This window comes from Polaromonas sp. (genome assembly GCF_043778355.1).
Classification (GTDB): Bacteria; Pseudomonadota; Gammaproteobacteria; order Burkholderiales; family Burkholderiaceae_C; genus Polaromonas.
The window spans coordinates 1-22,818 of sequence record NZ_JAYWHI010000028.1; the positions used below are offsets into that span (position 1 = coordinate 1).

Here is a 22,818-nt window from a genome sequence, read left to right on the forward strand (position 1 = left end):
AGTATGGCGAAAAAAATCGTCGGCTTCATCAAGCTGCAAGTGCCAGCTGGTAAGGCCAACCCGTCCCCCCCGATTGGCCCGGCTTTGGGTCAGCGCGGCCTGAACATCATGGAGTTCTGCAAGGCATTCAATGCCCAGACCCAGGGTGTCGAGCCCGGTCTGCCGCTGCCTGTGGTGATCACGGCATTTGCCGACAAGAGCTTTACCTTTGTCATCAAGACGCCTCCTGCAGGCGTCCTGATCAAAAAAGCCATCAAACTCGACAAGGGTTCTGCCACGCCGCATACGGTGAAGGTGGGCAAGATCTCCCGCGCACAGCTGGAAGAAATTGCCAAGACCAAAATGAAAGACATGACGGCTGCTGACCTTGACGCAGCAGTTCGCACAATTGCTGGTACGGCTCGCTCCATGGGCGTGTCGGTGGAGGGTGTTGTATGAGCAAGCTGACAAAGCGCCAAAAAACCATTGGCGACAAAATCGACAGCAACAAGCTGTACCCCGTGGCGGACGCCCTGGGTCTGGTCAAAGAGTTTGCTGTTGCCAAGTTCGATGAATCCATCGACGTGGCCGTGCAACTTGGCATCGATGCCAAGAAATCCGACCAGGTCGTGCGTGGCGCTGTTGTGTTGCCCAACGGCACCGGCAAGACCAAACGTGTGGCTGTGTTTGCACAAGGCGCCAAGGCTGAAGAAGCCAAGGCCGCTGGTGCTGACATCGTTGGTATGGACGATCTGGCTGCCGACATCAAGGCCGGCAAGATGGACTTCGACGTTGTGATCGCCTCTCCGGACGCGATGCGCGTCGTCGGTACCCTGGGCCAGATCCTCGGCCCACGCGGCTTGATGCCGAACCCGAAAGTCGGGACGGTGACCCCTGATGTGGCAACCGCGGTTAAAAACGCCAAAGCCGGTCAGGTGCAATTCCGTGTCGACAAGGCCGGCATTGTGCACGGCACCATTGGCCGCCGCTCCTTTGACACCGACAAGCTGCAGGGCAACCTGGCTGCACTGATCGATGCGCTGACCAAGGCCAAGCCTGCGTCCAGCAAGGGTGTGTATTTGAGGAAAGTGGCAGTTTCGTCAACGATGGGCGTGGGCGTTCGCGTCGACACGCAAACCATCGCGGCGTAATCGCAGGAATTTGAGCCGTCCGAGAGGGTGGTTCGAAGTGGTGGGCTGTCGGAGTTTCGGCTCCGGCAGGCCATCCAGGACCGTTGGTGTGACAGGCGCAAGTCCGTCACTTAATCGTCGCAAGACAGCCAACGCAGATGGCGGTCCCGCTGCTGAATGGTTTTGAAAAGAATCTGAAACAGTTGGTCGCTGAATATAGGCGTGTTGATCGGAAGACGCGGAGGCGCGATCCGAAAAACACATTATTAAGGAGTAGACCTTGAGTCTCAACCGCAGTGAGAAACAAGCCGTCATTGATGAAGTGACCGGCCTCGCCGCTAAAGCTCAAACGCTCGTGATGGCGGAATACCGTGGCATCACGGTCGCTGACATGACCAAGCTTCGCAGCCAAGCCCGCGACAAAGGCGTGACCCTGAGCGTGTTGAAAAACACCCTGGCTCGCCGCGCCGTGGCTGGCAGCGCGTTTGACGTCCTGTCCGACCAGATGACCGGTCCGCTGATCTATGGCTTTTCCACAGACGCTGTCGCTGCCGCCAAGGTGGTTGCCGACTTCGCGAAAACCAACGACAAGTTGGTGATTCGCGCAGGCGCCATGGCTGGAAAAGTCCTGGACGTGAACGGCGTCAAGCAGCTAGCGAACATCCCTTCGAAAGAAGTGCTGCTCGCCCAGTTGTGTGGCTTGCTGATGTCGCCCATTTCGCGTACGGCCGTTGTGCTGGGCGCGCTGGCGGCGAAAAAGGGCGGTGGCGGCACCGACGCACCGAGCGAAGCCCCGGCAGCAGAGCCCGAAGCTGCAGCAGCTTGAATTTGTACCAACTTTTAGGAAATCAAAATGGCATTCGATAAAGACTCATTTTTGACCGCGCTTGACAGCATGACGGTTCTCGAACTCAACGAACTGGTGAAAGCCATCGAAGAGAAATTTGGCGTGAGCGCAGCCGCCATGGCAGCTCCTGCTGCTGGTGGCGGTGGTAGTGCTGCCGCAGCCGCAGAAGAAAAGACTGACTTCAACGTCGTTCTGCTCGAAGCCGGCGCCCAGAAGGTTCAGGTCATCAAGGCCGTTCGCGAAATCACTGGCCTGGGCTTGAAAGAAGCCAAGGACCTGGTCGATGGCGCACCGAAGAACGTCAAGGAAGGCCTTCCAAAAGCCGACGCAGAAGCCGCCAAGAAAAAGCTCGAAGAAGCCGGCGCGAAAGTCGAACTCAAGTAATCCTTGTGTTTTGCGAAGGCTGGAAGACCGGGTTCGGCTTCCAGCCTTTCGTGCTTTCAAGGAGCACCGTTAAAGGCGCCGCGCAAGCGGGCTTTTAAACTCTTTGGAACCACTGGCAAGCAGATTTGACGAAAATCTCCTTGCCAGTGCTTCCTGACCCCGACTGCAGGAAACGCCTTGGTTCGGGCAACGTGCAATGCGTTGCCGTCCGCCATGGTTGGTAGTGGCCAACCACCAAGTCTGTTTGATTACGTGGTGTATTCATTCAAGACAGTCGCCAGAGCTTAACAAGCCGGTTGCCCGTACCGGTTTGTGTCCCATCAAAGCGGAGAACTCATGGCCTATTCCTATACCGAACGCAAGCGAATTCGCAAAAGTTTCGGCAGCCGCGAAAGTGTGCTGAATGTTCCTTACCTGCTGCAGATGCAAAAAGACGCCTACACGGCGTTTCTGCAAGCCGATCGTGCGCCGCAAAAACGCACCGTCGAAGGCCTGCAGGCTGCATTTGAAAATGCCTTCCCCATCGTCTCGCACAACGGGTTTGTCGAGATGAAATTCATCGAGTACAACCTGGCCAAACCCGCCTTTGACGTGCGCGAGTGCCAGACCCGCGGCCTGACCTTCGCGTCGGCCGTGCGCGCCAAAGTTCAGCTGATCATTTATGACCGCGAGTCGTCGACGTCGCAGTCCAAGGTGGTCAAGGAAGTCAAGGAGCAGGAAGTCTACATGGGCGAAGTTCCGCTCATGACTGACAAAGGTTCTTTCGTCATCAATGGCACCGAGCGTGTCATCGTGTCCCAGTTGCACCGCTCGCCGGGCGTGTTTTTTGAACACGACAAGGGCAAGACCCACAGCTCGGGCAAGCTACTGTTCTCGGCCCGCATCATTCCTTACCGCGGCTCCTGGCTTGACTTTGAGTTCGACCCCAAGGACATCCTGTATTTCCGTGTTGATCGCCGTCGCAAGATGCCGGTCACCATTTTGCTCAAGGCCATCGGCCTGAACCCCGAGTCCATCCTGGCGAACTTCTTCGTGTTCGACAATTTCCGCATCATGGACAGTGGCGCGCAAATGGAATTTGTCGCCGAGCGCATGCGCGGCGAGGTGGCACGTTTCGACATCACCGACAAAAACGGCAAGGTGGTTGTTGCGAAAGACAAGCGCATCACCGTGCGTCACACGCGCGAACTTGAGCAGAGCGGCACGTCGACCATCAGCGTCCCGGAGGATTTCCTGATCGGCCGTGTGGTCGCCAAAAATATCGTCGACGCCGAGACCGGCGAAATCATCGCCAAGGCCAATGACGAGTTGACCGAGGTGTTGCTCAAGAAGCTGCGCCTGGCCAATGTGCAGGACCTGCAGGTGCTGTACACCAACGAGCTGGATCAGGGCGCCTACATTTCCCAGACCCTGCGCGCTGACGAAACGGCAGACGAATTTGCGGCCCGTGTCGCCATCTACCGCATGATGCGCCCCGGTGAGCCGCCGACGGAAGATGCAGTTCAGGCCCTGTTCCAGCGCCTGTTCTACAACCCGGACACCTATGATCTGTCCAAGGTCGGCCGTATGAAGTTCAACGCCCGCGTGGGCCGCGACACGTCGACCGGCCCCATGGTCATGACCAACGAGGACATCCTCGCTGTCGTCAAGATTCTGGTGGACCTGCGCAACGGCAATGGCGAAGTTGATGACATCGACCACCTCGGTAACCGCCGCGTGCGTTGTGTTGGTGAACTGGCCGAGAACCAGTACCGCACCGGTCTGGCACGTATCGAAAAAGCCGTGAAAGAGCGTCTGGGCCAGGCCGAGCAGGAGCCTTTGATGCCGCATGACCTGATCAACAGCAAGCCGATTTCGGCAGCGTTGAAAGAGTTCTTCGGTGCTTCGCAGCTGTCCCAGTTCATGGACCAGACCAATCCACTGGCCGAGATTACCCACAAGCGCCGTGTATCGGCCCTTGGCCCTGGCGGTTTGACCCGCGAACGTGCCGGTTTTGAAGTGCGTGACGTGCACGTGACCCATTACGGCCGTGTCTGCCCGATTGAAACGCCGGAAGGCCCGAACATCGGACTGATCAACTCGCTGGCCCTGTATGCCCGTCTCAACGAATACGGTTTCATTGAAACGCCGTACCGCCGCGTGATCGACAGCAAGATCACGACACAAATCGACTACCTGTCCGCGATCGAGGAAGGCAAGTACGTGATCGCCCAGGCCAATGCGGCGCTGGACGAAGGTGGCAAGTTGACTGGCGATCTGGTCTCGGCGCGTGAAAACGGCGAGTCGGTTCTGGTCGGCGCGGAACGTGTCCAGTACATGGATGTGTCGCCTGCGCAGATCGTCTCGGTGGCTGCATCGCTGGTGCCTTTCTTGGAGCACGATGACGCCAACCGCGCGCTGATGGGTGCCAACATGTCGCGCCAGGCCGTGCCTGTGCTGCGTCCTGAAAAGCCACTGGTCGGTACCGGTATCGAGCGCGTTGCTGCGATTGACTCCGGCACCGTCGTGACCGCCACGCGCGGTGGCGTGGTGGACTACGTCGATGCGACCCGCATCGTGGTGCGTGTCAATGATGCAGAAGCCCTTGCCGGTGAAGTCGGCGTGGACATCTACAACCTGATCAAGTACCAGCGTTCCAACCAGAACACCAACATTCATCAGCGTCCCATCGTCAAGATCGGCGACAAGCTGGCCAAGGGCGATGTGATTGCCGACGGTGCGTCCACCGACCTCGGTGAAATTGCCATCGGCCAGAACGTGCTGATTGCCTTCATGCCCTGGAACGGCTACAACTTCGAGGATTCGATCCTGATCTCCGAACGTGTGGTGGCCGAAGACCGCTACACCTCGATTCACATCGAAGAGCTTGTCGTCATGGCCCGCGACACCAAGCTGGGTTCGGAAGAGATCACGCGTGACATTCCCAACCTGTCCGAGCAGCAGCTCAACCGTCTTGACGAGTCCGGCATTATTTATGTTGGCGCCGAAGTCCAGCCGGGCGACACGCTGGTTGGCAAGGTCACCCCGAAAGGCGAGACCACACTGACACCGGAAGAAAAGCTGCTGCGCGCGATTTTCGGCGAAAAAGCCAGCGATGTGAAAGACACCTCGCTGCGCGTGAGCCAGGGCTCGCAAGGCACGGTTATCGATGTGCAGGTCTTCACCCGTGAAGGTATTGTGCGCGATAAGCGTGCCCAGCAGATCATTGACGACGAGCTCAAGCGCTTCCGTCTGGACCTGAACGACCAGTTGCGCATTGTGGAAGCCGATGCTTTCGACCGTATTGAAAAGCTGCTCAATGGAAAGGTCGCCAACGGCGGCCCGAAGAAGCTGGCCAAGGGCACCAAGATCGACAAGGCTTACCTGGCCGATGTCGAGAAGTACCACTGGTTCGACATCCGTCCTGCGGATGACGAGGTTGCTTCGCAGCTCGAAAGCATCAAGAACTCGATGGAGCAGACGCGACACAGTTTCGATCTGTCTTTTGAGGAAAAACGCAAGAAGCTAACCCAGGGCGACGAGCTGCCTGCCGGCGTGCTGAAGATGGTCAAGGTGTACCTGGCCGTCAAGCGCCGCCTGCAACCTGGCGACAAGATGGCTGGTCGTCACGGCAACAAGGGTGTGGTCTCCAAAATCGTCCCGATCGAAGATATGCCGCACATGGCCGACGGTACACCGTGCGACATCGTGCTGAACCCGCTGGGCGTGCCATCGCGCATGAACGTCGGCCAGGTGCTTGAAGTGCATCTGGGCTGGGCCGCCAAGGGCCTGGGCCATCGCATCGGCGACATGCTGCAAGCCGAAGCCAAGGTGCAGGAGCTGCGCAAGTTCATGGAGACGATCTACAACAAGTCCGGTCGCGCTGAAGACCTGGCCAAGTTGTCAGACACCGACATCCTGGAAATGGCCAGCAACCTGACGACCGGTGTTCCGTTCGCAACCCCGGTGTTTGACGGTGCGTCGGAAGCCGAGATCATGCAAATGCTGCAGCTCGCCTACCCCGATGACATCGCCAAGGCCAAAGGCCTGACCGCAACCCGCACCCAGGCGCAACTGTATGACGGCCGCACCGGTGACGCGTTCGAGCGCACCACCACCGTGGGTTACATGCACTTCCTGAAACTTCACCATCTGGTGGACGACAAGATGCACGCACGTTCAACCGGCCCGTACTCGCTGGTCACGCAGCAGCCGCTGGGTGGCAAGGCGCAATTCGGTGGACAGCGCTTTGGCGAGATGGAGGTCTGGGCGCTGGAAGCCTATGGCGCTGCCTACACGCTGCAGGAAATGCTCACCGTCAAGTCCGACGACGTGCAGGGCCGTACCAAGGTGTACGAGAGCATCGTCAAGGGCGAGCACGCCATCACGGCCGGCATGCCGGAATCGTTCAACGTGCTGGTCAAAGAGATTCGTTCGCTCGGTATCGACATCGAACTCGAACGCAGCTAATCAACAGGAAAGAAAAGGATTTAACACATGAAATCATTACTCGACCTGTTCAAGCAATTCACGCCGGATGAGCATTTTGATGCCATCAAGATCGGCATGGCTTCGCCCGAGAAGATCCGTTCGTGGTCTTTCGGCGAAGTGAAGAAGCCTGAAACCATCAACTACCGCACCTTCAAGCCCGAGCGCGATGGCCTGTTCTGCGCCAAAATTTTTGGCCCGATCAAGGACTACGAATGCCTGTGCGGCAAGTACAAGCGTCTCAAGCACCGCGGTGTCATCTGCGAGAAGTGCGGCGTTGAAGTTACGCAGACCAAGGTTCGCCGCGAGCGCATGGGTCACATCGACCTGGCCGCACCGTGCGCGCACATCTGGTTCCTGAAGTCGCTGCCGTCACGTCTGGGCCTGGTGCTCGACATGACGCTGCGCGACATCGAACGTGTGCTGTATTTCGAGGCATATGTCGTCACCGACCCCGGCATGACCCCGCTGAAGAAATTCAGCATCATGTCGGAGGACGACTACGATGCCAAGCGCAAGGAATATGGTGACGAGTACACCGCCAAGATGGGCGCCGAGGGTATCAAGGACCTGCTCGAAGGGCTGGACCTCGACGTCGAAATCGACAAGTTGCGCAACGACCTGACCGGCTCCGAAATCAAGATCAAGAAAAACGCCAAGCGCTTGAAATTGATGGAAGCGTTCAAGAAGTCGGGCATCAAGCCGCACTGGATGGTGCTCGACGTGTTGCCTGTGCTGCCGCCGGACCTGCGTCCACTGGTGCCGCTCGACGGTGGCCGCTTTGCGACCTCCGACCTGAACGATTTGTACCGCCGCGTGATCAACCGCAACAGCCGCCTGCGCCGTTTGCTGGAGCTGAAGGCACCGGAAATCATTGCCCGCAACGAAAAGCGCATGCTGCAGGAGGCTGTGGACAGCCTGCTGGACAACGGCCGTCGCGGCAAGGCCATGACGGGCGCCAACAAGCGTGCACTCAAGTCGCTGGCCGACATGATCAAGGGCAAGTCAGGCCGTTTCCGCCAGAACTTGCTGGGCAAACGCGTCGACTATTCCGGCCGTTCCGTGATCACCGTGGGCCCAACGCTCAAGCTGCACCAGTGCGGCTTGCCAAAGCTGATGGCACTGGAGCTGTTCAAGCCTTTTATCTTCTCGCGCCTCGAAGCCATGGGCATCGCGACGACGATCAAGGCCGCCAAGAAGGAAGTCGAATCCGGCACGCCGGTGGTGTGGGACATTCTGGAAGAGGTCATCAAAGAGCATCCCGTGATGCTCAACCGTGCGCCTACCTTGCACCGCTTGGGCATCCAGGCTTTCGAGCCGATCCTGATTGAAGGCAAGGCCATCCAACTGCACCCGCTCGTCTGCTCGGCCTTCAATGCCGACTTCGACGGTGACCAGATGGCTGTCCACGTACCGCTGTCGGTGGAAGCCCAGATGGAAGCCCGCACCTTGATGCTGGCGTCGAACAACATCCTGTTCCCCGCCAGCGGCGAGCCGTCCATTGTTCCCTCCCAGGACGTGGTGCTGGGCCTGTACTACACGACACGCGACCGCACCAACGGCAAGGGTGAAGGCCTGGTGTTTTCCGACACCGGTGAAGTCCGCCGCGCCTTTGACGCGGGCGAGCTCGACCTGAACGCCCGCATCAGCGTGCGCCTGACCGAGTACACCAAGGACAAGGCGACGGGCGAATTCACGGCCTCGACCAAGCTGTGGGAAACCACGGGCGGCCGCGCCTTGCTGTCGGAAATCCTTCCCAAAGGCCTGCCGTTTGCCAATATCAACAAGGCCTTGAAGAAAAAGGAAATCTCCAAACTCATCAACGTGTCTTTCCGCAAGTGCGGATTGAAAGAGACGGTGGTGTTTGCCGACAAGCTTCTGCAAGCGGGTTTCCGCCTTGCAACCAAGGCCGGCATTTCCATCTGTATCGACGACATGCTGATCCCCAAGGAAAAGCCGAGCATCATTGCCCGCGCCCAGAAGGAAGTCAAAGAGATCGAGCAGCAGTATGTCTCGGGTCTCGTGACCTCTGGCGAGCGCTACAACAAGGTGGTCGACATCTGGGGCAAGTCCGGCGACGAAGTTTCCAAGGTGATGATGGCCCAGCTTTCCAAAGAGAAAGTCACGGACCGCCATGGCAAGGAAGTCGAGCAGGAGTCCTTCAACTCGATCTACATGATGGCCGACTCCGGCGCTCGCGGCTCCGCTGCGCAGATTCGCCAGGTGGCCGGTATGCGTGGTCTGATGGCCAAGCCAGACGGCTCGATCATTGAAACGCCGATCACCGCCAACTTCCGGGAAGGCCTGAACGTGCTGGAGTACTTCATCTCCACCCACGGCGCTCGCAAGGGCCTGGCTGATACCGCGTTGAAAACCGCCAACTCCGGTTACCTGACCCGCCGCCTGTGCGACGTGGTACAGGACCTGGTGGTGACCGAAGAAGATTGCGGTACGCAAGACGGTTCGGTGATGCGCGCCATTGTTGAGGGCGGTGAGGTGATTGAATCGCTGCGTGACCGTATCCTCGGCCGCACTGCGGTTGAAGACGTGCTGCACCCCGAGAACCGCGCTGTGCTGGCCAAGGCCGGCGTGATGCTGGACGAGGACCTGATCGACGAGCTGGAAGTGGCCGGCGTCGACGAAGTCAAGGTGCGCACGGCACTGACCTGCGAAACCCGCTTCGGCCTGTGCGCCAAGTGTTACGGTCGCGATCTGGGCCGTGGCGGCCTGATCAACATCGGCGAAGCGGTCGGTATCATCGCCGCGCAGTCGATCGGCGAGCCAGGCACTCAGCTCACCATGCGCACCTTCCACATCGGTGGTGCGGCATCGCGGGCGGCCATCGCGTCCAGCGTCGAAGCCAAGTCCAACGGCGTGATCGGCTTCAACGCACCGATGCGTTATGTGACCAACAGCAAGGGCGAACTGGTGGTGATTGCCCGTTCCGGCGAGATCGTCATCCACGACGAGCACGGCCGCGAGCGCGAGCGCCACAAGGTGCCTTACGGCGGTATCCTGAACGTCAAGGCCGACCAGCAGATCAAGGCCGGTGCGATCCTCGCCAACTGGGACCCGCTGACCCGCCCCATCATTACCGAGTTCGCCGGCAAGGTGCTCTTCGAGAATGTGGAAGAAGGCGTGACGGTGGCCAAGCAGCTCGACGAAGTGACGGGTCTGTCCACGCTGGTGGTGATCGATCCGAAACGTCGCGGCGCGACCAAGGTTGTTAGGCCGCAGGTCAAGCTGATCGACGCGTCCGGCAACGAAGTCAAGATCCCCGGCACCGATCACTCGGTGACCATCGGTTTCCAGATCGGCGCGCTGGTCCAGGTGCGTGATGGTCAGGACGTGGGTCCCGGTGAGGTGCTGGCGCGTATTCCGGTCGAAGGCCAGAAAACCCGCGACATCACCGGCGGTTTGCCGCGTGTGGCCGAGCTGTTCGAAGCCCGTACGCCGAAAGACAAAGGCACGCTGGCAGAGATGACCGGTACCGTGTCCTTTGGTAAAGAGACCAAAGGCAAGATCCGCCTGCAGATCACGGATCCTGAAGGCAAGGTCTGGGAAGACCTGGTTCCGAAGGAGAAAAACATCCTGGTGCACGAAGGCCAGGTCGTGAACAAGGGCGAGTCGATTGTGGACGGCCCGGCCGACCCGCAAGACATCCTGCGTTTGCTCGGCATGGAAGAGCTGGCCCGTTACATCGTCGACGAGGTGCAGGACGTTTACCGCCTGCAGGGCGTGAAGATCAACGACAAGCACATCGAAGTGATTGTTCGTCAGATGCTGCGCCGTGTGGTCGTCGAAAGCGTGGGTGACTCCAGCTACATCGCCGGTGAGCAGGTCGAGCGTTCGGTCATCCTGGATGCCAACGATGCGCTGCGCGCTGACGCCAAGATCCCCGCGACCTTCAGCAACCTGCTGCTCGGTATCACCAAGGCGTCGCTGTCGACCGATTCGTTCATTTCTGCGGCTTCCTTCCAGGAAACCACCCGCGTGCTCACCGAGGCTGCCATCATGGGCAAGCGCGACGAGTTGCGTGGCCTGAAAGAAAACGTGATCGTTGGCCGCCTGATCCCTGCCGGTACCGGCATGGCCTACCACGAGGCGCGCAAAGCCAAGGACCAGATGGACGACGCCGAGCGCCGCGCCATCGCCGAAGCCGAAGCGGCCGAGCTCGAAGCCATGCCCGAGCAGACCAGCGAAGGTGCGGCCAGCGAGTAATTGCTGCTTTTTGACGCTATAAAAAGCGTAGCGCCTCACGCCCTTGGACAAAGGGCGTGAGGCGTTTTTTATTGATAATCCCGAAACATGGCACATGAACAAGGCCGTAGCGTGCGCACTCGCGCTGTACAGCGCCCCAACCGGTCGGCTAAAGTCGCGATGCCGCCTGACGGCCCCAGCAATGTCGCTGCCTTAGGAGAGAAGTCGCCATGTCTACCCAATCCCTGGTCCTGATCGCCGTGTTTGCCTTGCTGCTGTTTTGGGCTGTCGGCGCCTACAACCGGCTGGTGCGCTTGAAGAACCTGATTGCCAATGCGTTTGGCCAGATCGACGTGCAGCTCAAGCGTCGCTACGACCTGATTCCCAATCTCGTGGAAGCCGCCAAAAAATACCTGCTGCATGAGCGCGAAACGCTGGAAGCGGTGATTGCCGCGCGCAACCAGGCGCGCTCTGCCAGTGACGCGGCGCGCAGCCGGCCGACCCATGCACCTGAAGTGATGGCCCTGGCGGTGGCCGAGCAGGCGCTGACCGGTAGCCTGGACCGGTTGTTCGCCCTGAACGAAGCCTACCCGGAGCTCAAGGCCGACGAGACCATCCGCGAACTCAGCGAAGAACTCACCAGCACCGAAAACAAGGTGGCTTTTGCGCGCCAGGCTTACAACGATTGTGTTCTCGACTACAACAACGCCCAGGCGCAGTTTCCCGCCCTGCTGGTTGCACGCGTGTTCGGCTTTGCCTCTGCCGCGATGTTGCAAGCCACCGAAAGCGCTGTCGAACGTCAGGTAGTGCGTATTCAGATGTAGCTGACCATTCGCCTTTAGCCATGCGTTTTTTCGAGCAACAGGACCAGGCGCGCGCCCAGACGCGGAAACTTCTGCTGCTGTTTGCACTGGCCGTGCTGCTGCTGGTGCTGGGCATGAATGCCGCGTTGGCACTGACCTGGCGGCTGGTCACGCCGGGCTTTAGCGGATATCCCGCCTATTTTTTTACCGTCAACACCGTCATGACCCTGGTCTTTGTCCTCGGCGGCTGGTGGCTGGAAACCTCCAGCCTTGAAGGTGGTGGCGAAAAACTGGCGCGCCGAGCTGGCGCACGTGAAGCCTGGCCCGCCAGCCGCTTTGACGAGCAGAAGCTCTGCAATATCGCCGCTGAGCTGGCCATTGCCGCCAGCATGCGCACGCCGCAGGTCATGGTGCTGGAGCGGGCCGACAGCATCAATGCTTTTGCTGCCGGCTGGGACGAGGAGGACGCGGTGATCGCGGTGACCCGCGGCGCCCTGGATGGCCTGACCCGCGACGAGCTGCAGGGGCTGGTGGCGCATGAGTTGAGTCATATCCGTGAAGGCGATACGCGCCTGAACATGCGACTGGCCGGCATGGTGTTTGGGCTGGAGATGATTTTCAACCTGGGTGCGGGCATGTGCGAGCGGGGCGACGACGGTCGGCGTTCTGCGCTGGCTCTGCCGGGGCTCGCCATCATGGTCGCCGGTTTTCTGGGGTGGGTCGCGGGTCGCGCCCTCAAGGCGGCTGTATCGCGGCAGCGCGAGTTTCTCGCCGATGCGCGCGCAGTGCAGTTCACGCGCAGCAAGGACGGGCTCGGCGGTGTCTTGCGCAAGGTCGCAGGGCGGCAGGGGGTCACCGCGCTGCGGGGCTTTCATCCTGCCGTGCAGCACATGCTGTTGGTGGGTCAGCAGCCCGGTACTCATTGGCTGGATTCCCATCCGCCGCTGGTTGAGCGCATCCGCCGCATTTATGGCCGTGCCATGCCGGCGCTGTCGCTGGAGCCGCCGCCCGTGCAGGACGAGCTGGCGCCGACGCGGCCTGGCGCCATGTTGTGAGCTTGTCTGCGGTTGTGCGAATAAGCACATCACAAAAGATTCGAACCGCTGGTTGTGCGCATCCTTGCTGCGTACTGGATACTCCCTATGGCCCGCGCCGTGGGCCGCGTTAAATTGGATTCCTGTCGAAACTGTGAGGAGAAGCTGTGAAAATTTACCTGTCAAGCACCACGCTCGCGCTTTGTGCGCTCGCGGCATCATCCCTGAGTCATGCCCAGACGCCGGCAGCCCAGGCGTTGTACAACCGTAGCCTGGCGGCCACTTGTGCCAATTGCCATGGCACCGACGGCAGGGCGGTCCAGGGCTCCAGCGTGTTGTCTCTGGCCGGCATGGACAAAAATTACCTCGTGGCACAGATGCAGGCCTTCAAGTCCGGTACGCGGCCGGCCACCGTGATGCACCAGATCAGCAAGGGCTACAGCGACGCCCAGATCGACATCATGGCCAGCTACTTTGCTGCGCAGAAAAAATAAGGAGAACATCATGCAACGACGTTCCTTTCTCCAGTCTTCTGCCGCGCTGAGCCTGCTCGGCCTCGGTGCCTGCGCCACCACCTCGGTTCCGTCCAAAGCCAAAGTTGTGGTCATCGGCGGTGGTTATGGCGGCGCCACTGCGGCCAAATATGTGCGCTTGCTGTCGGACTACAAAATCGATGTGGTGCTGATCGAGCCGCAAGCCGCGTTCATCTCCTGCCCGATTTCCAACCTGGTGCTGGGCGGCAGCAAGCAGATCGGCGACGTCACCACAGCCTATACCGGCCTCTCCAAAAATCACGGGGTTACCGTCGTGAGGGACATGGCCAGCGGAATCGACACCGCCAAAAAAACCGTCACCCTGGCTGGCGGTGCCACCATCGGCTACGACAAGCTGGTGGTCTCCCCGGGCATCGACCTGATGTACGGCAGCATCGAAGGCCTTCAGCAGGCGCAGGCCTCCGGTCAGGTTCTGCAGGCCTGGAAAGCCGGCGCCGAAACCGTGGCGTTGCGCAAGCAACTTGAAGCCATGCCCGATGGCGGCGTCTACGCCATCACGATTCCCGAAGCGCCGTACCGCTGCCCGCCCGGCCCTTACGAGCGGGCCTCGGTGATTGCCGGCTACTTCAAGACCGCCAAGCCGCGCAGCAAGGTGCTGATCCTCGACGCCAATCCCGATGTGACTTCCAAAGGGCCGCTGTTCAAAAAAGTCTGGGCAGAACAGTACAAAGGCATGGTCGAATACCGCGGCCAGCACAAGGCCACTGCCGTCGACGCCAAAGCGGGCGTGATCAAGTTCGACGTGCAGGACGACGTCAAGGCCAATGTGCTCAATGTGCTTCCATCCATGCGCGCCGGCGCCATTGCCGTGCAGACCGGCTTGAACAACATGGCCAACAACCGCTGGTGCGGCGTCAATTATCAGAGCTTTGAGTCGACCGCTGCGAAAGACGTGTTCGTGATCGGTGATTCGATCCAGATCGCGCCAGCCATGCCCAAAAGTGGCCACATGGCCAACAGCCAGGGCAAGGTTGCAGCCGCCGCCATCGTGGCGCAGTTGTCGGGTTGGGAGATCAACCCGGCGCCGATGCTGACCAACACCTGCTACAGCTTTGTGGACAACAAGAACGTGGTTCACGTCGCCAGCGTTCACGAGTATGTTGCTGCCGAAAAAACCTTCAAAACCGTGGCCGGCTCGGGTGGCGTCAGCCCCGGCCCAACCGAACTCGAAGGGGTGTATGCGCTGAACTGGGCGAGCAATATCTGGTCGGATACGCTGGCCTGAGGCCGGTTGCAGGCGAACTGCTCCTTTTTCAGCGCAAGGGGCAGGGAGCCGTCGCAGGCTCGCAGTGAGCGATCCTGGGGCCAGGCCTCGCGGCTGGTCTAATACGGGGTGACTGCCCGTGTCGGGTGGCATCCCCGAGCTCCAATGCAAGACAACCCTTCCCAAATCCCCCTGTGGCGCCAGCTTCAGGGGGCTGCTTTTTTACTGATGGCTGTGCGCGCAGGCCGCTCGATGACTGCCGCGCTCGAAGACGTGGACGCTGTGGTCCGGCCCGGCGTGCAGGCGCTCGGTTTCCATGCCTTGCGCCATTTGGGGCGTGCCGAGGCGCTGCGCCAGCAACTGGCCAGCCGGCCGCCGCCGCCCGAGGCCGATGCGCTACTCTGCGTGGCGCTGGCGCTGATCTGGACAGAAGAGGGCGCGCCCTATACCTCGCACACGCTGGTGGACCAGGCGGTGGAAGCCGCCAAACGCAGCGAGGACACGCGTCACCAGGCCAGCTTCATCAACGGCTGCCTGCGCCGTTTCCTGCGCGAGCGGGATGCGTTGGTGGCGCAGAGCGAAAAACATCCGCAAGCCGTCTGGAACCATCCGCAATGGTGGATTGACCGTGTGCGCAAGGACCATCCCGCGCAGTGGCAGGCCATCCTTCGCGCCAACAACACGCGCGCACCGCTGATTCTCCGGGTTAACGAGCGAAAAACGACTCTGGCCCTTTACCAACAAGCGCTAGCAGCTATCAATATAGGAGCAACTCCTGTAGGCCGCCAAGGCCTGGTTCTGGCGAACGCGCAGCCGGTGCCATCGTTGCCGGGTTACGCTGAAGGCCACTTTTCGGTGCAGGACGCAGCGGCGCAACTGGCCGCACCCTTGCTGCTGGAGGGGCTCGCCGTTGCGGACGGCGGTCGCTTGCGGCTTCTTGACGCCTGCGCTGCGCCGGGAGGCAAAACAGCCCACCTGCTGGAATTGGCCGATGCCGATGTGACAGCGCTCGACATCGACGCGCGCCGCTGTGAGCGCATCGTCCAGAACCTGCAGCGCCTTGGGTTGCGGGCCGATGTGCGCGTCGGTGATGCCGCGCATCCCGATGGCTGGTGGGACGGCCGGCCGTATGACGGCATCCTGCTGGACGCGCCGTGCACGGCTTCGGGCATCGTGCGCCGGCATCCGGATGTGCGCTGGTTGCGCCGCCCCACCGACATCGCGCAACTCGCGGCCTTGCAAAGGCAATTGTTCGACGCCCTGTGGCCGCTGCTCAAACCCGGCGGGCGGCTGCTGTACTGCACCTGCTCGGTTTTCAGGGCCGAAGGTGAGCAGCAGGCGCAAACGTTTGTTACGCACCACAAAGACGCTCATTTAATGCCGTCCCCCGGTCATTTACTGCCTCAAAGTGGCGTGGCCGGGACCGTCTTCCCGGACAATTTGAACGGTGAGAACGACGGCTTTTATTACGCAATGTTTGAAAAACGCGGGTTTTGAGCCCGTGTTGCGGCGAGCGCTGGCGTTTTGTATCTGCGCGCTGATGGCCTGTGCCGGTCCTGCGGCGCTGGCCGCCGAGGTCGCGCAACTGAAGCTGGAGCGCTCTGACGAGTCGGTGTACTTGTCGGTCGCCCTCAAATTCGATGTGCCGACGGTTGTCGAAGACGCCCTGCTCAAAGGCATTCCACTGTTTTTTGTGGCCGAGGCCGACATTTACCGGGATCGCTGGTACTGGTACGACAAGCGCATCACCACAGCCACCCGCACCATGCGCCTGGCCTTTCAGCCGCTGACCCGACGCTGGCGACTCAATATCCTTCCCGGCGCCATCAGCGTGACTGGCCTGCGCGCGTCTCTGAGCCAGAACTACGACACCCTGTCCGAGGCCTTGACCGCCATTCAGCGCATCTCTCGCTGGCGCATTGCCGACGCTTCTGAAATCGACGCCGCCGCCCGACACAACGTCGAGTTCCGTTTCCGGCTCGACCTGTCGCAGTTGCCCCGGCCTTTCCAGATTGGCGTGGCCGGGCAGCGCGACTGGGCCATTGCGGTGGAAGACAGCCGGCAACTGCTGGCTGAGCCGATTCGAGACATCTCTCTGGCGCCCGACCTGAGCAGGGAAGTGGCCAAAGAGGCGTTGAAGTGAGCCTCAGGCACCAGGTGTCGTCCGTGAAAAGCAGTCCGGCTTTCCGCTGGACAATCGGTGTTGGTGTGGGTGTGATGGCGGCGCTGGGGCTGGTGCTGATGTTCCTGCTGACCCAGGCTACGGGTAACCGCGAGCTGTACGAGCGCAACTACGTCCTGCTGTTCGGGCTGAACGTGGCGGTGGCCAGTCTGCTGCTGCTGGTGATCGGCTGGATTGTTCTTCGCCTGGTGCTGCGCCTGCGCAAGGGCAAATTTGGCAGCCGGCTGCTGGTCAAGCTTGCGGCGATTTTTGCGCTGGTCGGCCTGATGCCCGGCATGATGATTTACGTCGTGTCTTACCAATTCGTCTCGCGGTCCATCGAAAGCTGGTTTGACGTGAAAGTTGAAGGCGCGCTGGACGCCGGCCTCAACCTGGGACGGGTCACGCTCGACACGCTGGCGTCCGAACTGGCCAATAAAACACGGGTGGCCGCTGGCCAGTTGGCGCAAACGCCTGACGCCACGGCCGGTCTGGCGCTGGAGCGACTGCGCGAACAGCTCGCCGTCAGCGACGTGGTGTTGTGGACGGCGTCGGGCCAGATGATTGCCAGCGCCGGTGATTCGCGTTATTCGATCAAGCCCGAGCGTCCACCGGGGCAACTGCTGCGCAACGCGCGCACCCAGCGCGTGGCCACGCAGATCGAGGGGCTGGACGAAGTGGCCCTGCCGGGAGGCGACGTGCCGGGCGTCGAGCCCGCACCCGCAGCCGCATCCGGTTCAGCGGCCGCTGCCGCTGCTGCTGCCGCCCTGAACAACGCGCCCCGCATCAAGGCGCTGGCGCTGGTCAGCAGCCCCGGTGTGGGGTTGTTCGGCGAAAACCGGTTTTTGCAGGTGACCGAGCTGCTGCCTGCCAGCTTTGTGGCCAACGCCATCGCTGTACAGGAGGCCAACCGCGAGTACCAGGAGCGTGCGCTGGCCAGGGGAGGCCTGCGCAAAATGTATATAGGCACACTCACGCTCAGCCTGTTCCTTGCAGTGTTTGGGGCGGTGCTGCTGGCGGTGGTGCTGGGCAACCAGTTGGCCCGCCCGCTGCTGGTGCTCGCCGAAGGCGTCAAACAGGTGGCGCAGGGCGATCTGACACCCAAGGCCGCGCTGCAGGGCAAGGACGAGCTCGGCGGGCTGACCCGCTCCTTTGCCGACATGACGCAGCAACTGTCCGACGCGCGCGGAGCTGTGCAGAAAAGCATGGACCAGGTTGATGCTGCCCGAGCCAACCTGCAGACCATCCTTGATAACCTCACTGCAGGCGTCATGGTGCTCGATCTCCAGGGACGCATCCAGACCAGCAACCCTGGCGCCACCCGTATTCTGCGTGCCCCGCTGGCGGCCCATCACGGGCGACCCCTGAGCGAAGTCCCCGGCATGGCGGCTTTTGCACAGGGCGTGCAGGCCCAGTTTGACACTTACTTTGGCGAGAACACCCTGCACGGCATCGAGCATTGGCAACAGTCCTTCGAGCTCAACGCCGCGCAACCCGGCACGCCCGACAACGCCATCACGCTGATCGCCCGCGGCGCCAAGATGCCTGGCAACGAATGCCTGCTGGTGTTCGACGATGTGTCCGAAATGGTCTCAGCCCAGCGCGCCCAGGCCTGGGGTGAAGTGGCACGGCGCCTCGCCCATGAAATCAAGAATCCGCTGACGCCAATCCAGCTGTCCGCCGAACGGCTGGAGATGAAGCTGACCGGCAAGGTCGCCGAGCCAGAGCAGATTTTGCTGACCAAATCGGTGAAGACCATCGTGGATCAGGTCGATGCCATGAAGCGCCTGGTCAATGAGTTCCGGGACTATGCGCGCCTGCCGGCGGCTGAACTCAAGCCGGTGGACCTCAACGCACTGGTTTATGACGTGGTCCAGCTTTATGCCAGCGACAACGCGGTGGTGCCGGTGCAGACGGAACTGGAGCCCGGTTGCCCTGACATCAAGGCGGATTCACAACAGATTCGGCAGGTCATTCACAACTTGTTGCAAAACGCCCAGGATGCTCAAGATGGCTTGCCGGCCGGCCGTACCGCGCTGGTCACCCTCAAGACGGAATACTCGCCCGCTTCGCGGCGTGTGCGCCTGACCGTGCGCGATAACGGCACTGGCTTCCCCGAACACATCCTGAAACGGGCGTTTGAGCCCTACGTCACCACCAAGGTCAAAGGCACCGGGCTGGGCCTGGCGGTGGTCAAAAAAATTGCCGACGAACACGGCGCCCGCATTGATATTTCAAATCGCGTGGTCGATGACGTCGTGCAGGGCGCCCAAGTATCGTTATCATTCGCGGTTGTGACTTAACAACACTTGCGGGCGCAGTGCGAAAGCGCTGCCGCGGGTTCGATTACTGCTGGTTAGGGATAGCGATTCATCATGGCAAATATTCTGGTGGTTGACGACGAATTGGGCATACGCGATCTGCTGTCGGAAATTCTCAACGACGAAGGGCATCAGGTCGAACTCGCAGAAAATGCGGCCCAGGCCCGCGCCGCCCGCAGCCGCGCCCGGCCTGACCTGGTGCTGCTGGACATCTGGATGCCCGATACCGACGGCGTCACCCTGCTCAAGGAGTGGTCCTCCAGCGGCATGTTGACGATGCCCGTGATCATGATGAGCGGCCACGCCACCATCGACACCGCCGTCGAAGCCACCAAGATCGGCGCGATGGCCTTCCTCGAAAAACCCATCACCCTGCAAAAACTGCTCAAGGCGGTGGAGCAGGGACTGGTCAAGGCAGCTGGACGCAAGCCGCTGGCGCCGCCAACCACCTTGCTGCATGCGCCCGACCTGACCGTCGAAGTGGCCATGACCAGCGGTATGGCGGCTGCCGTTGTCGAACTGGGCCCCCAGGCAACGCAAAGCTTCCTGCTCGAAAAGCCGCTGCGTGATGCACGCGATGAATTTGAAAAAGCCTACTTTGAATTCCACCTTGCCAAGGAAGGTGGCTCCATGACACGCGTGGCCGAGAAGACCGGTCTGGAGCGAACCCACCTGTACCGCAAGCTCAAGCAACTGGGCGTGGACCTGACCCGAGGCAAGCGCGCAGCCTGATATATAATCCTAGGCTCAGGCCCGGTAGCTCAGTCGGTAGAGCAGAGGATTGAAAATCCTTGTGTCGGTGGTTCGATTCCGCCCCAGGCCACCATATAAAACAAGCACTTAGGCCAACCTTTTAGGTTGGCCTTTTTGCTTTTTGTTTTTCATGTAGGCGCTGTGTAGGCATCTGAGGAGCGTGTAGGTCAATGCATTTCAATGTTGGGGCGCGACGACCGTCGTAATTTGTATGCCTGCAACGTGGATGACAGCCCTGCAACAGTTATTCGCAGCCGTCTTGTGCGCTGGGGCCAATAAGCCCCTCCAGTGGCCTATAAAAGGCCTCTGAAGCCAATAAACGTGGGTTCGATTCCGCCCTCTCCGCCAGTAAGCCAATAAACAAGCGCCTTTCGAGGCACTCATTGTTTCTACCATCAACTGGATGGTAGAAACGGCTGGTTATTATGCAATCCGGCCGGAATTCCGCTGAGTGGTCCGTAACCCAGCTTGAGTCAATTAATCTAAAAGTGGCTGGAGCCGCAAGTGCATGTCTCCGAAAATGCGATGCCTTCAGGGACGCATAGCCACCAATCCGAAAACGCTCAGAATTCCACCCAGGGCAGCCCATTTTTGCAGTTGTGGACTTTCAATGAGTACTCCGTGTGCATATCGGACGAAATGTTCACAGTTGAATTCAGTCCATGAATAAGCTTGATCATGCTTAAGCCGAGCGCGTTGCATGACCCTCGCTGGAGGAGTTGAACCTAAGTAGCCATCAACAGAGACACGCCTGCCAGCGGAAAATGCCGAGAAGCTTTCCTCCACAAGCCCGCCAGACTTGGAAGAAAACGACAGCACCCCGCGCTCTCCGTGGATCTGCCTGTCGCTAAGCAGGGCGACATGGTCGTAAAAGCCCCGGCTGACCCGAATGACCGTTCCGGCTGGAGGCGCCCAGATGTGTTGCTGATTTACTGACTGGAACATGGTATCCTCCTGTTGTGCATTTTTGCATTTAACACATACATGCAGACAAAGTCAACTCCCTCTCCACGACCCGTGGTTACTTATCCCGCTTTAGTGGGCAAGATACTTGCCCAGCAGCGAGAAGTCCATGGCGTCAAGCAAGGTGATTTCGCAGCAGCACTGGGTTTGTCTCAGTCAGCCTATTCCCGGCTTGAGTCCGGCGATTCGGTATTGAACTTGGCGCAACTTAGAAAAGCTGCAATTCAGCTCGGAGTTCCGCCGTCGAAAATTCTGAATTGGGCGGACAATTGCGAGGCGCAACTTCGACTTCAAGGTGTCGAAGTACTTTCAGAAAAGCCCGATAACCCTGCGGCTATAGCCATTGGCCTTGGATTGCTTGCCGCCCTGCTGATGAGTGCGCGATAGCTAACAGCTGATTGCTTGTGGATGGTTCCGCGATACATGCGTTCGCTCTTGCGGCGTCCGTTCACGATACTTCGGTTCCCTCGTCCCATACCCTACGAAACAGCGTGTCCAACGTTCTGTTGTAGACGCTGGCCGAATGAATGCCAACTGCTGACTGGATTTGCCTCGTTTCACCAAAGTCCGAGCTTGATACCCAAACCGTAGCTGGTGAAACAAGTACAACCTTTGCATTGTTATTCTTGTGCAGCACTATTCTGACCGTCGGGAATTTGAGCTTGAGGGCCTTTGCTTCCAACTCCGCATTGCTGTTGGCAATGATGAAAATGTTCTGGGGTCGCTTGCCAATAATCCGGCTAATGTAGTCATGACCCGGGAGTGCACCAGTCATGACGAAAACTGGCCCTTGTACGAGGCCGAGTTGGGATAGACGGGTGCTCCACGTGCTGGCACAAATTGAGATTTTTGCGTCTTCGCAGGCAAACGCAAATCCGCCACTATCATCGCTGAAAGCCATCTAATTCTCCTGTGCTGTCTGGATATTTTCCTCAGCTGGCGCGTCGGATGTGACGCCCCGCCATTTCAGATTTTGACGGAGAGAGCGGGGAGGAGTCGCTCCCCTCTAAATATAGAGGGCGATCCGAGTATTCTTGGTGATCAGGCGTGGCATTATGTCGGTGCCAACTGCGTGCAATGACGGTATTGGATGAGTTTCGCTTGCAGCGACTCAAAAAAGCAGGTTTCGCGGAACGTGTGCCCTGATCGAGCTAGAAAGATAACCACAGGAGGATGACATGCCATACAAAGCGCCGATTCAACGAAGTGACCCTACCGCCTTCTTATTCCTTGTCGACCAATCTGGTTCGATGGGAGATCGAATGGCCGCATCGGAGCGCACAAAGGCGCAGATAGTTGCCGATGTGCTGAACAAAACTCTGATGCAGCTCGTCACGCGGTGCATCAAGTCTGATGGTGTCAGAGCCTACTTTGACATCGGTGTCATCGGCTATGGGGAAAGTGGTGCGCAGAACGCACTTCACGGTGGTTTGGCAAGTCAGATTCTCAATCCCATTTCAGCGATCGAGGCCAACCCCTTGCGTGTTGAAGAGCGCCGACGCAAGGTTGACGACGGCGCTGGCGGAATCGTCGAGCAGACCGTGAAATTCCCTGTCTGGTTCGAGCCCAAGTCCAGCGGCGGTACTCCCATGTGCGCCGCCATCACACGTGCGGCCGAAGAGTTGGCGGCATGGTGCGATGCTCACCCCAATAGTTACCCGCCCACGGTGCTTCACATCACCGACGGTGAGTCGACGGACGGCGACCCCGAAGCACTGTCCGATACATTGCGGCAGTTTCAGACGCTGGACGGCAACATCTTGTTGCTGAACCTGCATGTCAGTTCGCAAACGAGTGCATCGGTGACATTTCCGGCCAGCGAAGCTGGCCTGCCAGATCAATACGCCAAGCTTCTGTTCCGAATGTCCAGCCAATTGCCCGAGCATCTGGTCAAGGTGGCTCAAGAAAAAGGGCACACCGTGTCGCTGGAGTCCAGAGGCTACATCTTTAATGCTGAAGCCCCGGAGATCGTGGACTTCTTCGATATCGGCACCCGTGCATCGCAGTTGCGATGAAAT

The 22,818-nt window shown here is 59.8% G+C and carries 18 protein-coding genes and 1 tRNA gene; 17 read left to right on the forward strand and 2 right to left on the reverse strand.

Annotated elements, in window-relative coordinates; genetic code table 11:
- The first annotated feature begins 3 nt into the window (after positions 1–3).
- The 15 genes from rplK to ACH2CW_RS04255 all read left to right on the forward strand — a co-directional run bounded on the left by rplK (position 4) and on the right by ACH2CW_RS04255 (position 19,910).
- Entirely contained in the window at positions 4–438 is a 435-nt protein-coding gene (gene rplK, locus ACH2CW_RS04185) for a 50S ribosomal protein L11 (protein ID WP_188708843.1), read from the forward strand.
- On the forward strand, positions 435–1,130 hold the full coding sequence (rplA, locus tag ACH2CW_RS04190) for a 50S ribosomal protein L1 (protein WP_395055588.1): 696 nt from the start codon (positions 435–437) through the stop codon (positions 1,128–1,130). The genes rplK and rplA overlap by 4 nt, the downstream gene beginning before the upstream one ends.
- Before the next feature lie 259 nt (positions 1,131–1,389).
- Entirely contained in the window at positions 1,390–1,935 is a 546-nt protein-coding gene (gene rplJ / locus ACH2CW_RS04195) for a 50S ribosomal protein L10 (RefSeq protein ID WP_395055589.1), read from the forward strand.
- Positions 1,936–1,962: 27 nt separating this feature from the next.
- Positions 1,963–2,340: a 50S ribosomal protein L7/L12 gene (gene rplL, locus ACH2CW_RS04200; RefSeq protein WP_395055590.1), complete on the forward strand. Its 378-nt coding sequence runs from the start codon at positions 1,963–1,965 to the stop codon at positions 2,338–2,340.
- Between the two features lie 336 nt (positions 2,341–2,676).
- Positions 2,677–6,789: a DNA-directed RNA polymerase subunit beta gene (gene rpoB / locus ACH2CW_RS04205; protein ID WP_395055591.1), complete on the forward strand. Its 4,113-nt coding sequence runs from the start codon at positions 2,677–2,679 to the stop codon at positions 6,787–6,789.
- Positions 6,790–6,816: 27 nt separating this feature from the next.
- Positions 6,817–11,028, forward strand: a complete 4,212-nt coding sequence (gene rpoC / locus ACH2CW_RS04210) for a DNA-directed RNA polymerase subunit beta' (protein ID WP_395055592.1) — start codon at positions 6,817–6,819, stop codon at positions 11,026–11,028.
- Positions 11,029–11,237: 209 nt separating this feature from the next.
- Positions 11,238–11,831, forward strand: coding sequence for a LemA family protein (locus ACH2CW_RS04215; protein ID WP_395055593.1), 594 nt, complete (start codon positions 11,238–11,240; stop codon positions 11,829–11,831).
- Between the two features lie 20 nt (positions 11,832–11,851).
- The gene (locus tag ACH2CW_RS04220; protein ID WP_395055594.1) at positions 11,852–12,865 is read left to right on the forward strand and encodes a M48 family metalloprotease; all 1,014 of its coding nucleotides are present in this window, start codon (positions 11,852–11,854) and stop codon (positions 12,863–12,865) included.
- A 146-nt stretch (positions 12,866–13,011) separates the two neighbouring features.
- The gene (locus tag ACH2CW_RS04225) at positions 13,012–13,338 is read left to right on the forward strand and encodes a c-type cytochrome (RefSeq protein ID WP_395055595.1); all 327 of its coding nucleotides are present in this window, start codon (positions 13,012–13,014) and stop codon (positions 13,336–13,338) included.
- 10 nt (positions 13,339–13,348) lie between these two features.
- Complete coding sequence (locus ACH2CW_RS04230; RefSeq protein WP_395055596.1) at positions 13,349–14,623, forward strand: FCSD flavin-binding domain-containing protein; 1,275 nt, start codon at positions 13,349–13,351, stop codon at positions 14,621–14,623.
- Positions 14,624–14,767: 144 nt separating this feature from the next.
- Complete coding sequence (gene rsmB / locus ACH2CW_RS04235; protein WP_395055597.1) at positions 14,768–16,099, forward strand: 16S rRNA (cytosine(967)-C(5))-methyltransferase RsmB; 1,332 nt, start codon at positions 14,768–14,770, stop codon at positions 16,097–16,099.
- Positions 16,080–16,745 (forward strand): DUF4390 domain-containing protein, encoded by a 666-nt coding sequence (locus ACH2CW_RS04240; protein ID WP_395055598.1) that lies wholly within the window; start codon positions 16,080–16,082, stop codon positions 16,743–16,745. Before rsmB ends, ACH2CW_RS04240 begins: the two co-directional genes overlap by 20 nt.
- Positions 16,742–19,066 carry an ATP-binding protein gene (locus ACH2CW_RS04245; RefSeq protein ID WP_395055599.1) on the forward strand — a complete coding sequence of 775 codons (2,325 nt, stop codon included), beginning with the start codon at positions 16,742–16,744 and terminating at the stop codon, positions 19,064–19,066. Before ACH2CW_RS04240 ends, ACH2CW_RS04245 begins: the two co-directional genes overlap by 4 nt.
- A gap of 72 nt (positions 19,067–19,138) precedes the next feature.
- Complete coding sequence (locus tag ACH2CW_RS04250; protein WP_395055600.1) at positions 19,139–19,816, forward strand: response regulator; 678 nt, start codon at positions 19,139–19,141, stop codon at positions 19,814–19,816.
- 18 nt (positions 19,817–19,834) lie between these two features.
- A tRNA-Phe gene (locus ACH2CW_RS04255) sits at positions 19,835–19,910 on the forward strand.
- A gap of 458 nt (positions 19,911–20,368) precedes the next feature.
- Here ACH2CW_RS04255 and ACH2CW_RS04260 read toward each other — a convergent pair.
- Positions 20,369–20,782 carry a lecithin retinol acyltransferase family protein gene (locus ACH2CW_RS04260; protein ID WP_395055601.1) on the reverse strand — a complete coding sequence of 138 codons (414 nt, stop codon included), beginning with the start codon at positions 20,780–20,782 and terminating at the stop codon, positions 20,369–20,371.
- Positions 20,783–20,854: 72 nt separating this feature from the next.
- Between ACH2CW_RS04260 and ACH2CW_RS04265 the strand changes: the two genes are divergently transcribed.
- Positions 20,855–21,187, forward strand: coding sequence for a helix-turn-helix domain-containing protein (locus tag ACH2CW_RS04265; protein ID WP_395055602.1), 333 nt, complete (start codon positions 20,855–20,857; stop codon positions 21,185–21,187).
- Between the two features lie 61 nt (positions 21,188–21,248).
- On the opposite strand, the gene ACH2CW_RS04270 is transcribed toward ACH2CW_RS04265, so the two are convergent.
- Positions 21,249–21,701 (reverse strand): hypothetical protein, encoded by a 453-nt coding sequence (locus ACH2CW_RS04270; protein WP_395055603.1) that lies wholly within the window; start codon positions 21,699–21,701, stop codon positions 21,249–21,251.
- Positions 21,702–21,978: 277 nt separating this feature from the next.
- On the opposite strand from ACH2CW_RS04270, the gene ACH2CW_RS04275 reads away from it, so the two are divergent.
- Entirely contained in the window at positions 21,979–22,815 is an 837-nt protein-coding gene (locus tag ACH2CW_RS04275; protein WP_395055604.1) for a vWA domain-containing protein, read from the forward strand.
- Positions 22,816–22,818 lie beyond the last annotated feature (3 nt).

Coding starts and splice junctions, on each gene's coding strand:
- ACH2CW_RS04275 (WP_395055604.1), top strand. CDS start 21,979: ATGCCATACAAAGCGCCGATTCAACGAAGTGACCCTACCGCCTTCTTA.
- rpoB (WP_395055591.1), top strand. CDS start 2,677: ATGGCCTATTCCTATACCGAACGCAAGCGAATTCGCAAAAGTTTCGGC.
- ACH2CW_RS04260 (WP_395055601.1), bottom strand. CDS start 20,782: ATGTTCCAGTCAGTAAATCAGCAACACATCTGGGCGCCTCCAGCCGGA.
- rplL (WP_395055590.1), top strand. CDS start 1,963: ATGGCATTCGATAAAGACTCATTTTTGACCGCGCTTGACAGCATGACG.
- ACH2CW_RS04250 (WP_395055600.1), top strand. CDS start 19,139: ATGGCAAATATTCTGGTGGTTGACGACGAATTGGGCATACGCGATCTG.
- ACH2CW_RS04270 (WP_395055603.1), bottom strand. CDS start 21,701: ATGGCTTTCAGCGATGATAGTGGCGGATTTGCGTTTGCCTGCGAAGAC.
- rplK (WP_188708843.1), top strand. CDS start 4: ATGGCGAAAAAAATCGTCGGCTTCATCAAGCTGCAAGTGCCAGCTGGT.
- rplA (WP_395055588.1), top strand. CDS start 435: ATGAGCAAGCTGACAAAGCGCCAAAAAACCATTGGCGACAAAATCGAC.
- ACH2CW_RS04230 (WP_395055596.1), top strand. CDS start 13,349: ATGCAACGACGTTCCTTTCTCCAGTCTTCTGCCGCGCTGAGCCTGCTC.
- ACH2CW_RS04220 (WP_395055594.1), top strand. CDS start 11,852: ATGCGTTTTTTCGAGCAACAGGACCAGGCGCGCGCCCAGACGCGGAAA.
- rpoC (WP_395055592.1), top strand. CDS start 6,817: ATGAAATCATTACTCGACCTGTTCAAGCAATTCACGCCGGATGAGCAT.
- ACH2CW_RS04215 (WP_395055593.1), top strand. CDS start 11,238: ATGTCTACCCAATCCCTGGTCCTGATCGCCGTGTTTGCCTTGCTGCTG.
- rsmB (WP_395055597.1), top strand. CDS start 14,768: ATGCAAGACAACCCTTCCCAAATCCCCCTGTGGCGCCAGCTTCAGGGG.